We start from the raw sequence: 15,403 nt of genomic DNA, 5'->3' as shown, positions 1-15,403 counted from the left end.
CATCCACGCACTATTTATACTGCTCGCAGAACCTTGATGCGGATGTAGATAATGACCGAGCGCCTGTTTTTCACCCACGATCACCTGACTGCCGAGCTTGAAGTGCTGGACTGCACGCCGCACGAAGACCTCTTTGCCGTCACCCTGCAGTCAACCCTCTTCCACCCGCAAGGCGGCGGGCAACCTTTCGACACCGGCTGGCTCGGCGAGGCCAATGTCCTGCGCGTCACCCAGGAAGCCGATCGCGTGGTGCACTACACCGACCGCCCCGTGGCGCTTGGCTTGATCAGCGCACGGGTCGACGAGCAACGCCGCGCCCTGCACACACGCCTGCATTCCGCCGGGCACTTGATCGGCAACGTTGGCGAGACCCTGGGCTGGATGCCGATCAAGGCGCATCACTGGCCGGGCGAAGGCAAGATCACGTTTATCCGCGGCGACGCCGCCCAAGTCCTCGAGGCCGAGACGATTCAACAGCAAGTCAACCAGTGGATTGCCGCCGACTATCCGCGCCATATGACCCTGCAAGACGGCACCCGCGAAGTCGGCTTCGGCGAACTGCCGGCCTACGCCTGCGGCGGCACGCATGTACAGGCGCTGAGCGAACTGGGCCAAGTGACCATCCTGGCCCTGTCGGAGAAAAAGGGCGCACTGTCGGTGCGTTACACCCTCGACTGAAGCGCTACGCCCGGCTTGCTGGCTGAGATTTGCCTACCCTGGCAGGTGTGTTCTCTCTGGTAGATGCACCCACAGTGACAGGTGTGCTCCATCTGACAGGTTCCCCCCCCGTGGTGAGCAGGCTTGCCCTGCGTTGGGCTGCGCAGCAGCCCCAATAAGGCCGCCGCGGTTTGTCTGGGAAAAACTCCAGTCAGGTTTGGGGGCTGCTGCGCAGCCCAACGCAGGGCAAGCCTGCTCACCACAACAATCCTGTACACCACAACAAGCCTGCTCAACATGACAAACCTGATTGCCACAGCATCCCCAACTGGTCGCTGCGAAAGATAAGCCACTGTGTCAGGTGCACTCGCTGTGATAGGCAAGCCCACAGTGTCAGGTTCACCCACCGTGACAGGTGCACTCCACCTGGCAGCCTTCCCCCTGTGGTGAGCAGGCTTGCCCTGCGTTGGGCTGCGAAGCAGCCCCAATAAGGCCGCTGCGGTTTGTCTGGAAAAATTCCAGTCAAATTTGGGGGCTGCTGCGCAGCCCAACGCAGGGCAAGCCTGCTCACCACAACAATCCTGTACACCACAACAAGCCTGCTCAACATGACAAAGCTGATTGCCACAGCATCCCCAACTGGTCGCTGCGACAGATAAGTCGCTGTGTCAGGTGCACTCGCTGTGATAGGCAAGCCCACAGTGTCAGGTTCACCCGCAGTGGCAGGTGCACCCACTCTGGCAGGTTTCCCCCTGTGGTGAGCAGGCTTGCCCTGCGTTGGGCTGCGAAGCAGCCCTAATAAGGCCCCCACAGTTTGTCTGGGAAAAACTCCAGTCAGGTTTGGGGGCTGCTGCGCAGCCCAACGCAGGGCAAGCCTGCTCACCACAACAATCCTGTACACCACAACAACCTGCTCAACATGACAAACCTGATTGCCACAGCATCCCCAACTACCCGCTGCGACAGATAAGCCACTGTGTCAGGTGCACTCGCTGTGATAGGCAAGCCCACAGTGTCAGGTTCACCCGCAGTGGCAGGTGCACCCACTCAGGCAGGTTTCCCCCTGTGGTGAGCAGGCTTGCCCTGCGTTGGGCTGCGCAGCAGCCCCAATAAGACCGCCACAGTTTGTCTGGGAAAAACTCCAGTCAGGTTTGGGGGCTGCTGCGCAGCCCAACGCAGGACAAGCCTGCTCACCACAAGAATCCTGTACACCACAATAAGCCTGCTCAACCACAACAAGCCTGCTCACCACAACAGCCTGCTCAACATGACAAACCTGATTGCCACAGCATCGTGCTTGCCACAACAAACCCTATCGCACGTCACCAGGCGATGCCTCAAGCTGTCATCACACCCGCCCTGCCCGGCTCCGTCACAAACGACTTGAGAGTCGACACGCCAGCCTGTGGATCGCGCGGGTCGCTGATCGCGCGAAACTCCGTCAGCATCTGCCGCGCCTCCAACTGCACCGACACGTACCCGCGCTGGCGACTGTCGAAAAACTTCACGTGCGGGTTGAGTGGCAACAACTGGGAAAACGCATCATAGGGCGGGCCGTCGGACGTCACCGATGAGCCGACGAATTCGGTGGCCACGATCGGTGAATCCAGATCATTGCCATCGACGTGCAAGTCCGTGGCCCAGAACGAATGGATATCACCGCCCCAGAACACCGGGTTGTTGACGCGATGGCGCTGGATCGATGCGAGCATCCGCGAACGGTTGGCCATGTAGCCATCCCAGCCATCGGTCCAGCGCCCAAGTGCCTGGCTGGTCGGGTCGCGCTGGGTCAGCGGCGCCACCAGCAAGTCCTGGGCGATCACATTCCACTGCGCCCGCGACTGCGCAAAGCCCTGGTCCAGCCAGGCCTCCTGCTGCCAGCCGAGCATAGTCCGCGCGGGGTCGCGCAGGTCGGCGCAGGTGTTGGCGGCGATATGCCCCTGGTGGCTGCCGTTGGCCGGAATGCACGGTTGTTCGGAGCGATACTGACGGCCGTCGAGCACGTGGAAACGCGCCAGTCGGCCGTAGTCCAGGCGCCGATAGATGCGCATATCCGGGCCTTTGGGCACGCTGCTCACACGCAGCGGCATATGTTCATAGAACGCCTGGTAAGCCGCCGCGCGCTGCTGGAGAAATTGCGCCACCGGGATCTTGGGATCCTGGGACCAGCGATTGGCGTAGTCGTTCTGCACTTCGTGGTCGTCCCAGGTCGCCACGCTGGGTGCGGCGGCATGCAAGGCCTGCAGGTCCGGATCGGTTTTGTACAAGGCATAACGGTTGCGGTAATCGCCCAGGCTCACCGCATTGCCGCTGCCGTGGGCGCGAATGATTTTGCCCGAGTCTGCCGCGTAGGAGCTGTCGTAGATATAGTCACCGAGAAAAAACACCAGGTCAGGCTGCTCTGCCGCGAGGTGACGGTAGGCGCTGAAATAGCCGCGCTCCCAGTGCGAGCACGAGACAAATCCCAACCGCGCCGACGCCAGCGCCTGCACGGCGGGCGCCGTACGTGACTGCCCCACCGGGCTCTGCGCGCCGAGGCCTTCGAACTGATACCAATACGGCCGGCCCGCCTCCAGCCCGGCGACTTCCACGTGCACCGAATGGGCAAACCGCTCGCTGGCCATGACCTCGCCCTGTCGCACGATGCGGGTCATCGCCGCATCGCTGGCGACCCGCCAACGCACCGCCACCGAACGGCTCAACCCACCCCGGCCATCCACTGCATTGAACAGCGGCGCCAGGCGCGTCCAGATCACAAAGCCATCCGGCAACGGGTCGCCCGACGCCACGCCCAGGGTAAACGGATAGTCGACCCCGGCACTGCGCGCGAACGGACTGAGGATCGAAAACGTGGTGGCCACCGCCAGCCCGGCGAGTACCCGGCGCCGGCCGTGGTCGACGCCGCCGCTCACACCCGGTACTCCCACACCTCACGCACCGTGGCGAACACCAGCAGGTCTTCATGCACGCCGTTCTTGAGGAACGCGCCGCGCATGCAGCCTTCATATTGCAGGCCGATTTTCTCCATGACCCGCGCCGATTCCTTGTTGCGACTGAAGCACTGGCTGCCCACGCGATGCAGGCCAAGTTCGGCAAAGCCGTAGTCCATCAATGCTGTCGCCGCCTCGGCCGCGTACCCCCGGTTGCGCGCATCCGCCGCGACCCAGCCGCCCAGGTGCCCGTAGCGATGAGCAGCATTGATGCGCAGGCTGACGATACCGATCAACTCGCCATTGTCACGCCGGTGCATCCCCAGGCTCAGCAACCCCGTCGAGCGATATTTCGCCTGCATGCCGTCAATGAAATCCAGCGCGATTTCCAGGGTGTAGGGCGATGGAATACTGGCGGTGTTATCGGCGATCTTCGGACCGTTGGCGAGGGCGCACAACGTCTCGGCCTGGGGTTTTTCCAGGGCGCGCAATAGCAGTCGCGGGGTGGACAGATGGGGCAAGTCGCTGCTCATTTCCGGGGGGCCTCGATGTAAAGTTTTTGAGAATGGCCGCGCTTCGTTTCAATTCTGTTACGTCACAAAAATGACTTGTTAATGCCCTGTAAGACGCGTCCTAGAGCCCTCAAAACGTCAATTAAAGTTAACCATTCGGTCATTTTTGGTTGTTAGCGTGTCGCCCCTAATTCAATGACGGGGTAGCGGAATGAGAACCTGGGACGAACCGAAAAAACGCAAGGCGCACATCGAGCTGATCCCGATGATCGACGTGATGATGTTCCTGTTGGTGTTTTTCGTACTCGTGAGCCTGAACGTGATTCCGGCCCTCGGCATGAAGACCCAACTGCCCAGCGCCAGCAGTTCGCAGCAGCTCAAGCCGCAGAACAAATTCATCCTGACCCTGGGCCTGGAAGGCCAGCTGCAACTGGATGGCAAGGACCTCACCGTCGATGCGCTGGTGCCGGCCTTGAAGGCGGCCGAAAAGCCTGACACCAAGTCGACGATCATCGTCAACAGCGACAAGGGCGTGGAAGTTTCGCGCCTGGTGGAGGTGATGGACACCCTGCGTCTGGGTGGCTTTACCTCCGTGTCCATCGCCACGCGCAAGTCGTGATCATGTACGTCCTGTTTCGTGCGCGACAGCTGCTGGGCAGTGTCCCGGCCCTGATCGCCCTGGTGCTGATTGCACTGGGAATCCAGTCCCAGACGTTGAAGGTTGAACCGGTGTACGACGAGTCGGCGGTCGAGCTGGCGTTGGTCGAGCCCGAGCCGCCAGTGACCCCGGAGCCGGTGGTGGAACAAGAGCCACCGCCGCCGGTGATCGAGGATGAAGAGGCCGAGCCGGCCCCGCCGCCACCGCCGCCCAAGCCGTTGCCAAAACCTGAGCCCAAGCCCAAGCCGAAACCTCAGCCAAAGCCCGTGGTGGCCAAGCCATCGCCCGTGCCGACACCGCCGCCGGTGGCCGCCAAACCGGCCCCCGCCGTGGCGGCCCAGGCCGCGCCAACGCCGGCACCACCGGCCCCGCCGAAAGTCGACGGCCAGGCACTCGAAGGCGGCTATCTCAAGGGTTTGCGCAACGAGTTGGACACCTACAAACAGTACCCCACCGGACGCCAGGCTTCCCTCGAACGCCCGACCGGCGAAGTCGTGGTCTGGCTGCTGGTAGACCGCCAGGGTCGCGTTCTGGACTCCGGCCTGCAAACCCAGGCCTCGAGCATGTTGCTCAACCGGGCCGCCACCAACAGCTTGCGCCGTATCAAGCAAGTCAAGCCGTTCCCCGAGCAAGCCTTCGGGGGCCGCAATGAGCAGCGCTTCACCGCCACCTTCAACTACAGCGTGCAATAAGCACCCGACACCAGGACGACAGTGATGAGGTTCACACGTATTCATCTGGCACTTGTTGCCGCAAGCATGGGCCAGGGCATGGCCATGGCCGACACCGGCAACAGCGACGTCGGCACCATCGGCGTCCAGGGCAAGGCCACTGCGGGTGGCGGCTACATGGTGCAGGAAGAAAGCATCAAGGGCCGCTCCACGGTGACCAAGGAGGCGCTGGATAAACAGACCGCCACCGGCAACGCCATCGACAAGCTCAAGTACACCCCGGGCCTGAACATTTCCAGCGAAGACAACACCGGCCTGTCGGGCTTTCGCTTCACCATGCGCGGGCTCAACTCCGACCAGGTGGGGATGTCGGTGGACGGCATGCCGATCAACGACTCGGGCAACTACGCGCTGTATTCCAACCTGCTGGGCGACCCGGAAAACATCGACCAGATCTTCGTCACCCAGGGCTCCTCGGAAGCCGACGGCCCGCACATCGGCTCCAGCGGCGGCAACATCGGCATCGTGACGATTCGCCCGACCAAGGAAACCGGCGCCTTCGTCAAACAGGTGATGGGCAGCAACGCCACCCGCAAGACCTTCGCGCGGCTGAACACCGGTGAAGTCAACGGCCTCAGCAACTGGCTGTCGGCGTCCCACACCGAAGGCCAGATGTGGCGCGGCTCGGGTGCAGTGCGGGCGGACAAGGTCGAGTGGAACAGCTTCTTCGATGCGGGCGACGGCAACACTGCCAACCTGATCCTCAAGTACCACGAGCAGGACAACAACAGTTACAGCCAGCTGACCAAGGCGCAGTTTCAACAGAACGGCCGCAAGTACGACCCCTACCCGGCAACGCCGACCGTGGGTGCCAATGGCAAGTACAACAGCTATTACGCGCTGGCGCAGAACCCGTTCCAGACCTTCACCGCCGTGCTCAACACCCAGCTCAAACTGGCTGACAACCTCGCGCTGTCGGTGATTCCGTACTACTACTGGGGCAACGGCAGTGGCGTCGGCTCGTCCAGCTATGCGCTGAACAGCGGCTCGAACCAGGGCGGCGTGTTCAACCTGGGCAACCTGCCTACCGGCGCGCAGTACAACGCCGATGGCACGCCGAACAGCGGCGTGTACTACCGCCCTTCACGCACGCAAACCTGGCGTCCGGGGATCACCACCAAACTGAACTGGGACCTGGGTGATCACAGCGTGCAATTTGGCTACTGGTACGAACGCGCGCGCCAGAGCCAGACCCAACCGTTCATTCCGCTCAAGTCCAGCGGCAAACCGGTCGACACCTGGCCAGACTCCAACGACGCCGTGGTCGATGCCAATGGCAACACCATCCAGGGTCGCGATCGCTTCACCATCACCCCCGCCCAGAAGGTCTGGGCCCAGGACACCTGGTACATCGACCCGGACTGGACGCTGGTGGCAGGCCTCGCCTACATGAACGTCAAGCGTGACGGCACCAACCACGGCAGCCTCACCGAACAGGCGGAAAAACGTAACCAGACCTACAACAAACTGCTGCCCAACGTCGGCCTCAAGTACCAGCTGGATGAGCGCGACCAGTTGTTCTACAGCCTGTCGCGCAACATGCGGATCCCGCAGAACTATGTGCTGTACGACAAGGGCCTGGACTCGATCAACTCCAAGCCGGAAACCAGCTGGAACCACGAGTTGGGCTGGCGCTTCACCGGTGACGACATGACCGTGGCGGCGACCTTGTTCTACATGCAGTTCAAGGATCGCCAGGTCTCGTCCAAAGACATCAACGGCGACTTCGCCGACATCAACGCGGGCGCGGTCAACAACAGCGGCCTGGAGCTGGAGTGGAGCGGCCTGCTGCCCAACCACTTCAACTACTACACCTCCTACACCTACACCAAGGCCGAGCAGCAAGACGACCTGACCGTGTACAACGCCGGCAAAGCCATCGTGCTGCCCACCAGCGGCAAGCAATTTGCCAACGTGCCGAAGAACATGCTGGCGGCCAACATCGGTTATGACGACGGTCGCTTCTACGGCACCTTCGGCGGCAAGTACACGAGCAAGCTCTACGGCGACCTGACCAACGATGAAGCCATTTCCGGGCGCACCGTGTTCAACGCCGGCGCGGGTATCTACCTGCCGGTGGACAAGAAAGTGGTCAAGGACGCCACCCTGCGCCTGAACGTCGACAACCTGTTCGACAAGAAATACCTGGACGGCGTGTACACCACCAAGACCAACGCCGCGACCTACGGCGGTTTCCGCGACGGCGACCCGGCGTACATCGTCGGCCTGGAACGCACTGTGACGGTTTCCCTGGAAGCCAATTTCTAATTGCGAGGTAAGCGAACATGGACATGAACCTGCTCCACGACATCACCTTCTATGTGATGTATGCCGCGATGGCCATCGCTATCTTCATCACCATCGAGCGCGGTATCTACTTCGCCTACGTGCGTCGCCAGGCTCGCGCGCTCACGGCGGTGCTGGACGCCAACGTACACAGCGAACGCGACTTGCCGCAGGGCTTGACCCAACGTGACAGCCTGCCCTTGAGCATGGTGTTGCCGGTGCTGGCACAGAAAGCCTCGCACGGTTCACGCAAGGACCTGGATGACGTGATCGAAACCCAGTATCTGACCACTCGCGCGCCACTGGCCCGCAGCCTGTGGATCATCGAGACCATCACCACGGCCGCGCCGCTGTTGGGCTTGCTGGGTACCATCCTCGGCATCATCGACACCTTCAAGGCGCTGGCGAGTGCCGGGGTGTCCGACCCAGGGCAGATTTCCGGTGGCATCGGCACGGCGCTGTTCGCCACTGGCCTGGGGATCGCCATCGCGCTGTTCTGCGTGGTGTTCCACAACTTCTTCCAGGACAGCCTGGAGCGCATCAACGACCAGTTGAAAATCCTGCTGATCCGCGCCGCCACCGGCGCCCGGGTACAGAGTGAAGTGCCGCACCTGGTGCCGACACCGTTGCACAGCCGCACGGCGTGATGGTTACAGCGGGCGCGCAATGCGCCCGCTTTCTTCGTTGATAGAGGTCCCTATGTCTGCCTCCTTGAAATTGCGTATCGCAGGCCTGGCCGGCTTGCTCATGAGTCCGCTGGTTCAGGCGGACTTTTCGATTCCGGGGTTTGAACTGGTGCACACCGTGCCGGTGGATACCACGCTGGACACCGACGATTTGCGCCAGCCGGGGCCGGTGTGGATCGCGTTGTTCGATGGCGCCAAAAGCCGCATCGATATCGGCCAGTTCTATGCCGCCGACCATCCTGGCTCGGTGATGGACACGGTGATCGAACACCTTGAGGCCGCCGGCAAACGCGGTGTGAAGATTCGCTTCTTGCTGGAAGAAAAAGGCATCAAGTTGTCAGAAGCTTCCACGCTGGAGCGCTTGCGTGCGATCCCCAACCTGACCTTCCGTGTGCTGCCCTATGGGCAACTGAGCGGTGGGATCATCCACGCCAAATACATGGTGGTGGATGGCAAGCAGGCATTTGTCGGCAGCCAGAATTTCGACTGGCGCTCCCTGGAACATATCCACGAAACCGGCCTGCGCATCAGCGACGCCACCGTGGTGAGCCAGGTCCAGGCGATCTTCGAACAGGATTGGCGCGCCCAGGCAGCGCTGACCGAGCACACCCCGGTGCCCTTGCCCGTAGCCAGCGAACCCCCTGCGCGCACTGGCAACTATCTGGTCGCCAGCCCGCAGCGCTACAACCCGCCGGGTGTAGGCGATTCACAACTGGAGTTGCCGCGCCTGCTCGGTGAAGCCAAAAAAGAGGTGCGCGTGCAACTGCTCGACTATGCGCCGCTGTCCTACGGGCCGGATAAAACCCGCCCTTACTACGCGGTGATCGACAATGCCGTGCGCGCAGCGGCGGCGCGTGGGGTGTCAGTCAAGCTGATGGTGTCCAACTGGAACACCGACAAACTGGAACTGCCCTACCTGAAAAGCCTGGCGGTCCTGCCCAACGTCCAGGTCAAGATCGTCACCCTGCCGCAAGCCAGGCAAGGGTTTATCCCTTATGCGCGGGTGATCCACAGCAAGACCATGGAGATCGACGGCGAGGTCGCCTGGATCGGCACCAGCAACTGGCTGGGTGGGTATCTGGATAATTCGCGCAACCTGGAAGTAGTGATGCGCAGCGAAGCGATGGCCAAGCGTGTCGGGCAACTCCATGAGCAATTGTGGGATGGGCCCTACGCCAAGGCGTTGAACGTAACCGAGGCGTACCCCGAGCCCCACCCTGGCCAGCCGTGACTCGGGTCTCCTGCAGGCGCTGGCTTGCCGACGATAATAGTCCCGGCACTGTGATCCGCCTGGCAATGCGCTTCATCGTCGGCAAGCCGGCTCCTGCGGGACCCTTTGCGTAGACCCTCGCCCGTGGAAAAAAGAGGTGGTAGTGTGTGGAAATGTTTCTGACATATCGATCAGAAACTTCCTACTCACTACCTGCAAAGGAATGCGTCTCTCAATGCACTTTCCACTCAAGCAACTAGCGGCTGCCACCGTGTTCGCGGCCAGCCTTTCGGCCATCGCCACACCGGCCTTCGCCAACATCACACCCGACCAAAGCACGGCGATTCTCAAGAGTCTCAACGAAACGTCCGTCACCGATTTCCGTGGTTTCCTCGGCGCACTGGCCAAGGGCGAGCGGGGTAAAACCAGCGACGTCGGCCCGGCAATCAGTACCTTCCTGGATAACAAAACCCTGAGCGCCGACCAGCAGAACGAAATCAATCGTCTGCTCGGTATCTACACACGCGTGAAGTACGGCAAGGCCGCCACCGAAACCCTGCGTGAGCTGGTGGAAATCCCGACCTTCAACGTCGACGGTGTGCCGCAGTACAAGAACCCGGAATTCATCAAGATCGCCGGCAAGATCCAGGCCCTGGCGAAAGACTTCAACCTGAACTTTCGCAACATCGACAATCGCGTCTACGAGATCTCCCTCGAAGGCAGCGGTGATGAAGTGGTCGGTATCCACGCCCACGCCGATGTGGTGCCGGTGACGCCAGAGAACTGGGTGCTAAAGGATGGCACCAAGCTAGATCCGTTCAAGGTCACGCTGATCGGCGATCGCATGTACGGCCGTGGCACCGAGGATGACAAGAACGGCATCGTGGTGGCCCTGTACGCCATGAAGGTCATCAAGGAAGAAAAGCTGCCGCTGGCGCGCAATTTCAAGCTGCTGGTGGACACCACCGAAGAAACCTCCGGCGACGCGATCCCCTATTACTTCGAGCACAACCCGACGCCGCAGTACAACCTGGCGCTGGACGGCGGCTACCCGGTGGTGATTGCCGAGAAAGGCTACGGCACGGTCATGGCAACCTTCCCGCGTCGCAAGGGTGAAGGCAAAGGCGCGGAAATCATCTCGATGACCGGCGGCATGGCGACCAACCAGATCCCTTCGGCCTCGGTCGCGACCTTCGTCAGCGACAAACCGGCCGAGCTGGCCGCCAGCCTGCAAAAGGCCGGGACTGAATACGCCAAGCTCAACGGCGGTGATTTTGCAGTGGCCGCCAAGGTCGACGGCAAAAACGTCAAGCTGACCGTCACCGGCGTGTCCGCTCACTCCTCCGAACCCGAGTCCGGGGTCAACCCGGTCGCGCGTATGCTGGAGCTGATCCACAGCGTCGACGGCAAGATTGCCCTCAAGCACAACCACATCACCGACGCGGCGCGTTATGCGTCCGACAACTGGGGCCTGGATTACCTCGGCGGCAAATTGGGCGTGGGCTTCTCGGATGATTTCATGGGCCCGTTGACCACCTCGCTGACCTTTGTCGGCCTGGATGACAAAGCCTTCAAGCTGGCGGTGAACCTGCGCGTGCCGAAGGGCAAGTCGCCGGAGAAACTCAAGGCCGAGATTGCCGACAAGCTGAATGCCTGGGACAAGCAATCCAAGGTCAAGGTGGACTTCACCTACTCGGTGGCCGAACCGATGTACCGCAACCCGGAAGGTGAATGGGTCAAGGCTTTGTTGGCCGTCGCCAGCGAAAACCTGGGCATGGAGCACAAGTTCGGCACCTCGGCCGGCGCGACATCGGTGCACGAACTGCCCAATGGCGTGCAATTCGGCCTGGCGCGCCCGGAAGTGAAGTACACCGGGCACACCGACAACGAGTTCAAGACCGTCGACCAGTTCCTGCTGGACCTGCAGATCGTCACCGAAATGATGAGCCGTATCGGCCAGCTGCCGAAGCTCTGATCCAAAGGAGCCCGCCGCAATGGCGGGCTCTTCAGGCTTGCAGCATCAACATATCCTCGAAAAAACCACCGACCGGCTCCGTGGGATGGCACAGCTGGATCTCCAGCACCCAGGCCATTTCACTCGGCGGGATTTCCAGGTCCGCCAGGTCCTTGCACTCGAACAACGCGTGGGGGAAATCCGCGAGGCGATGCCCCGCGAGATTGCGCGCCAGCCTCCAGCCTTTTGACACCGCACTCTGCTCGGCAAAGTCATACAGTTCGCGACCGGTGAGGCCACGTAACCAGGCGTCGCGGGTCGCATCGAACACTTCGTGCAGGGCCGTCCTGCATGCCAGGTGCAACGGCGAGTCACCGAATACAAAGGTATCGCCATAGTCGCCCTCGTAGCCGTCCCACACCGGGCCCAGGTCGACCACGACAATATCGGTGGCGCGTAGCCTGCGTTGACGATCGATACCTTCGCGGGGTGGGCGAACGGTATCGTCACCAAAACGAATATAAGTCGGATGCCAGGTGTGGGACGCGCCCATGGCCTGCAGTTGTTCGGCGGCCATATCAAGGGCTTCGCCGGTGGTCATGCCCACCTGCAGGCGGCTGGCAATTGCCGCCAGGGCGCGTATGGACTGGTCGCGCGCCGCCAGCATGCCGTCCAGGGAGTAGCGCGGACCAACTTTTTCCCACACAGGATGCAGCGGCTTCGATGCCGTGCCCGCACTCGACCGGCCGCTGGGCACAAAGGCTTCCGCGACAAACCGATGGCCCGGCAGGCCCGCTTCCAGGCATTCGGTACGCACCTGGGTGATCATTGCGCCGCTACCGCACGCGTACACGTGGGCCACTTCCCAGGGATGCCCATGGCTGAGCGCCACTTCCTGCACCCGGCCCTGCGAGGCCAGCACCGGGTGCCAGTGAAAACGCGGGTGTTCGATGACGGCTGTGTCCAGGAACACGCGGTCATAAAAATCGGCCGGCTGTGCACCGCCCCAGTACAGCGTCACCTCGACATCGCGTTTCAAGGCGCTCAGCAGGATCGGCTTGATGCCAGCGTAGCCGGTGCCCGTGGCGAACAAGACTACGGGCGCATCGTCATGGTCCTGCCAGGTACAGGCACCAAACGGCCCTTCCAGTTGCAACAGATCGCCGGCTTCCAGGCACCCCAGCAGGGTTTCGGAAAACAGCCCGCCGCTGACCTGGCGAATCTGGAAGACCAGCCGCCCCTCGTCTTCGGCCGGCAGGTTGGCGATCGAAAAACAACGCGAGTCGCCGTCGACCAGTTGGATCTTGAGGTACTGGCCCGCCCGCACCGCCAAGGGCGTATCCGGCATCACCACCAACTCGATGATGTCGGGGCTGAGTGCGCGTTTGCTCAGCACGGTTGCCTCGACGACCAACGCGGGCGAGTCCAGCGACCAGCCGGGAATTTCCAGGCGCATGTCGCCGCAGGCGTGGCTCTGGCACAACAACATCTCATTGGCTGCCAGCGGATAGCAGGGCGCCGGCGCATCCGGCGCGAGCTGTTTGGCCCGGTACTGACCTTCTGCGACCACCACCTTGCACGACCCACAAGCACCGCGGCGGCAGGAAAATGGCACGGACAGGCCGTGGGCGAGCATCGCATCCAGCAACAGCTCATCACCGGCCTCAAAGGTTTTCCCCGAGGGGGACAGTTCGATGACATGACGTGTATTCATAACAACCTCGGGGTAAGTGAGGCTTGATTGTTGCGCTAGACTAGGCCCATTAAAACCTCCAGTTTTGGATACTTCAGATGGTCCAGATGCGTAAATGGCGTCCGCTGCTCAAGCTGGACGAGGGTGACGGCCAGGCGTCCTACCGCAAAATTGCCGAAGGCCTGGTGACCGCGATCGTTGAAGGGCGATTGCCGCCCGGCACATTGCTGCCGGGCACGCGGGAAATGGCGCAGTTGCTCGACGTCAACCGCAAGACCGTGATCCTCGCCTACGAAGAAGCGTTGACCAAAGGCTGGCTCGTCAGCGAGCCACGCCGTGGAACCTTCGTCAACGCGCAGCTGACGCCCAAGCAGTTACCGAGTCGCGCGCAACAGTCCTTCGCTCCGCCCATCCTGGCGCAGGCGGTCGCCCCGTATTTCGCCCAGAACGCCCAGGTGACGGCACTGCAGCATCGGCATGGCGCGCTGTTTTTCGATAACGGCACCAGCGATCACCGCTTGCTGCCCCAGGCCGTCCTGCATCGCTACTACCGCAATGCATTGCGCAACAGCTTCAGCTCCAACACCGTGCGCTACGGCAGCGAGGGCACGGGCTACCATTTGCGCTGCGCCCTGGCCGAGATGCTGCGCAACAACCGCGGGTTGACGGTCAGCGCCGAGAATATCTGCCTCACCCAAGGCACCCAGGTGTCGCTGTACCTGACCGCGAGCCTGCTGCTCAAACCCGGAGATGTGGTGCTGGTGGAACGCCTGAGTTACCCACCCGCGTGGGAGATTTTCCGCAAGCTGGGCGCGCAACTGGTCACCGTGGAGATGGACGAAGAAGGCTGTCGCACGGACCAGATCGACCGCCTCTGCCGCGAACACAAGGTGCGGATGATCTATCTCACCCCACACCACCAGTTCCCCACCACCGTGAGCCTGCACGCGGCGCGACGCCAGCAGCTGTTGGCGTTGGCGGCACTGCATGATTTCTGCATCATCGAAGAAGACTACGACCACGAATACCACTTCAACGGGCGGCCCTACCTCCCCCTCGCCAGTGACCGCTCGCAGCGCCATGTGATCTATGTCGGTTCGTTATCCAAAGCCCTTGGCTCGACGTTTCGCTGCAGTTATGTGGTGGCGCCCACGGATGTGATCCAAGCCCTGCACAGCAATGCCGCGCTGATGATGGGGGATGCCGATGCGGTCGCGCAGAAAATGCTCGCCGACCTGATCAATGATGGGGAGTTGAAGAAGCATTTGCGCCGGGTGTCGAAGGAATACCGCGTCCGCCGCGAAACCTTGCAGAGCTGCCTGCATGAGGCGTTCGGTGATCGAATCAAGGTGCGCGAGCCGGAAGGTGGCCTGGCGCTGTGGGTACGCTTCGACGATGAAATCAACGTCGAGCAGATGGTCGGCGCGGCACTGGATCACGGGCTGGTTGTACGCAGTGGCCGGCAGTTTTCGCCACTGGACCAGCCGGAAAATGCGCTGCGCCTGGGCTTTGCGGCACTCAATCAGGCAGAAATCCGCGAGGCTACAGTGCGTTTGGCCCACGCGGCGAGCTTGCGATAAAACGCGCACAAACAAAAACGCCGATCATTGCTGATCGGCGTTTTCATTGAATATGGAGCGGGAAACGAGACTCGAACTCGCGACCCCGACCTTGGCAAGGTCGTGCTCTACCAACTGAGCTATTCCCGCAAATGGCGTCCCCTAGGGGACTCGAACCCCTGTTACCGCCGTGAAAGGGCGGTGTCCTAGGCCACTAGACGAAGGGGACACACAACTGAAACACATGGTGTGTATTTCAGTGTCCAGAGATTAAATCCGAAGATTATGCCCTGGTTTCACTCAGTGCCGCCCGAGAGCAACACTGCTTAAATTTGGAGCGGGAAACGAGACTCGAACTCGCGACCCCGACCTTGGCAAGGTCGTGCTCTACCAACTGAGCTATTCCCGCATATTGGCGTCCCCTAGGGGACTCGAACCCCTGTTACCGCCGTGAAAGGGCGGTGTCCTAGGCCACTAGACGAAGGGGACACACGTACAACATTCACTCCCTACCGCGTTTCGCTGTG

Annotated in this window: 11 protein-coding genes and 4 tRNA genes; 8 read left to right on the top strand and 7 right to left on the bottom strand. The window is 61.7% G+C overall.

Annotated features, from left to right (window positions below):
• Nucleotides 1-51: 51 nt before the first annotated feature.
• A complete protein-coding gene (locus tag JFU04_RS08660; protein WP_201143857.1) occupies nucleotides 52-678 on the top strand; it encodes an alanyl-tRNA editing protein in 627 nt (208 codons plus the stop codon).
• Nucleotides 679-1,994: 1,316 nt separating this feature from the next.
• Here the strand turns inward: JFU04_RS08660 and JFU04_RS08655 are convergent.
• Both JFU04_RS08655 and JFU04_RS08650 read right to left on the bottom strand, forming a co-directional pair.
• A complete protein-coding gene (locus JFU04_RS08655; protein WP_201143856.1) occupies nucleotides 1,995-3,569 on the bottom strand; it encodes an alkaline phosphatase D family protein in 1,575 nt (524 codons plus the stop codon).
• Nucleotides 3,566-4,120, bottom strand: a complete 555-nt coding sequence (locus JFU04_RS08650; protein ID WP_201143855.1) for a GNAT family N-acetyltransferase — start codon at nucleotides 4,118-4,120, stop codon at nucleotides 3,566-3,568. The genes JFU04_RS08655 and JFU04_RS08650 overlap by 4 nt, the downstream gene beginning before the upstream one ends.
• A 190-nt stretch (nucleotides 4,121-4,310) precedes the next feature.
• Here JFU04_RS08650 and JFU04_RS08645 point away from each other — a divergent pair, with 190 nt between their 5' ends.
• The 6 genes from JFU04_RS08645 (at nucleotide 4,311) to JFU04_RS08620 (ending at nucleotide 11,645) form a co-directional block, all read left to right on the top strand.
• Nucleotides 4,311-4,718, top strand: coding sequence for an ExbD/TolR family protein (locus JFU04_RS08645; protein ID WP_005786670.1), 408 nt, complete (start codon nucleotides 4,311-4,313; stop codon nucleotides 4,716-4,718).
• A 2-nt stretch (nucleotides 4,719-4,720) separates the two neighbouring features.
• Nucleotides 4,721-5,449 (top strand): energy transducer TonB family protein, encoded by a 729-nt coding sequence (locus tag JFU04_RS08640; RefSeq protein ID WP_065901440.1) that lies wholly within the window; start codon nucleotides 4,721-4,723, stop codon nucleotides 5,447-5,449.
• Between the two features lie 24 nt (nucleotides 5,450-5,473).
• Nucleotides 5,474-7,756 (top strand): TonB-dependent receptor, encoded by a 2,283-nt coding sequence (locus JFU04_RS08635; RefSeq protein ID WP_201143854.1) that lies wholly within the window; start codon nucleotides 5,474-5,476, stop codon nucleotides 7,754-7,756.
• Between the two features lie 17 nt (nucleotides 7,757-7,773).
• Nucleotides 7,774-8,421, top strand: a complete 648-nt coding sequence (locus JFU04_RS08630; RefSeq protein ID WP_065901446.1) for a MotA/TolQ/ExbB proton channel family protein — start codon at nucleotides 7,774-7,776, stop codon at nucleotides 8,419-8,421.
• A gap of 52 nt (nucleotides 8,422-8,473) precedes the next feature.
• Nucleotides 8,474-9,691 (top strand): phospholipase D-like domain-containing protein, encoded by a 1,218-nt coding sequence (locus JFU04_RS08625; protein WP_201143853.1) that lies wholly within the window; start codon nucleotides 8,474-8,476, stop codon nucleotides 9,689-9,691.
• 214 nt (nucleotides 9,692-9,905) lie between these two features.
• Nucleotides 9,906-11,645 (top strand): dipeptidase, encoded by a 1,740-nt coding sequence (locus tag JFU04_RS08620; RefSeq protein WP_201143852.1) that lies wholly within the window; start codon nucleotides 9,906-9,908, stop codon nucleotides 11,643-11,645.
• A 31-nt stretch (nucleotides 11,646-11,676) separates the two neighbouring features.
• On the opposite strand, the gene JFU04_RS08615 is transcribed toward JFU04_RS08620, so the two are convergent.
• Complete coding sequence (locus JFU04_RS08615; RefSeq protein WP_201143851.1) at nucleotides 11,677-13,338, bottom strand: M24 family metallopeptidase; 1,662 nt, start codon at nucleotides 13,336-13,338, stop codon at nucleotides 11,677-11,679.
• A 77-nt stretch (nucleotides 13,339-13,415) separates the two neighbouring features.
• On the opposite strand from JFU04_RS08615, the gene pdxR reads away from it, so the two are divergent.
• Entirely contained in the window at nucleotides 13,416-14,897 is a 1,482-nt protein-coding gene (pdxR, locus tag JFU04_RS08610; protein ID WP_201143850.1) for a MocR-like pyridoxine biosynthesis transcription factor PdxR, read from the top strand.
• Nucleotides 14,898-14,950: 53 nt separating this feature from the next.
• On the opposite strand, the gene JFU04_RS08605 is transcribed toward pdxR, so the two are convergent.
• From JFU04_RS08605 to JFU04_RS08590, 4 genes are all read right to left on the bottom strand, one after another.
• Nucleotides 14,951-15,026 (bottom strand) — tRNA-Gly (locus JFU04_RS08605).
• A gap of 3 nt (nucleotides 15,027-15,029) precedes the next feature.
• Nucleotides 15,030-15,105, bottom strand: a tRNA-Glu gene (locus tag JFU04_RS08600).
• Nucleotides 15,106-15,209: 104 nt separating this feature from the next.
• Nucleotides 15,210-15,285: transfer RNA gene (locus JFU04_RS08595), tRNA-Gly, on the bottom strand.
• Nucleotides 15,286-15,289: 4 nt separating this feature from the next.
• Nucleotides 15,290-15,365, bottom strand: a tRNA-Glu gene (locus tag JFU04_RS08590).
• Nucleotides 15,366-15,403 lie beyond the last annotated feature (38 nt).

The organism is Pseudomonas sp. TH21 (assembly GCF_016651025.1).
Taxonomy (GTDB): Bacteria; Pseudomonadota; Gammaproteobacteria; order Pseudomonadales; family Pseudomonadaceae; genus Aquipseudomonas; species Aquipseudomonas aylmerensis.
This window is presented reverse-complemented; position numbering and strand designations above follow the sequence as displayed.

Excerpts from the sequence above, each read along its gene's own strand:
- JFU04_RS08660 (WP_201143857.1), top strand. The coding sequence starts at position 52 with ATGACCGAGCGCCTGTTTTTCACCCACGATCACCTGACTGCCGAGCTT.
- JFU04_RS08625 (WP_201143853.1), top strand. The coding sequence starts at position 8,474 with ATGTCTGCCTCCTTGAAATTGCGTATCGCAGGCCTGGCCGGCTTGCTC.
- JFU04_RS08615 (WP_201143851.1), bottom strand. The coding sequence starts at position 13,338 with ATGAATACACGTCATGTCATCGAACTGTCCCCCTCGGGGAAAACCTTT.
- JFU04_RS08635 (WP_201143854.1), top strand. The coding sequence starts at position 5,474 with ATGAGGTTCACACGTATTCATCTGGCACTTGTTGCCGCAAGCATGGGC.
- JFU04_RS08650 (WP_201143855.1), bottom strand. The coding sequence starts at position 4,120 with ATGAGCAGCGACTTGCCCCATCTGTCCACCCCGCGACTGCTATTGCGC.
- JFU04_RS08620 (WP_201143852.1), top strand. The coding sequence starts at position 9,906 with ATGCACTTTCCACTCAAGCAACTAGCGGCTGCCACCGTGTTCGCGGCC.
- JFU04_RS08640 (WP_065901440.1), top strand. The coding sequence starts at position 4,721 with ATGTACGTCCTGTTTCGTGCGCGACAGCTGCTGGGCAGTGTCCCGGCC.
- pdxR (WP_201143850.1), top strand. The coding sequence starts at position 13,416 with ATGGTCCAGATGCGTAAATGGCGTCCGCTGCTCAAGCTGGACGAGGGT.
- JFU04_RS08630 (WP_065901446.1), top strand. The coding sequence starts at position 7,774 with ATGGACATGAACCTGCTCCACGACATCACCTTCTATGTGATGTATGCC.
- JFU04_RS08645 (WP_005786670.1), top strand. The coding sequence starts at position 4,311 with ATGAGAACCTGGGACGAACCGAAAAAACGCAAGGCGCACATCGAGCTG.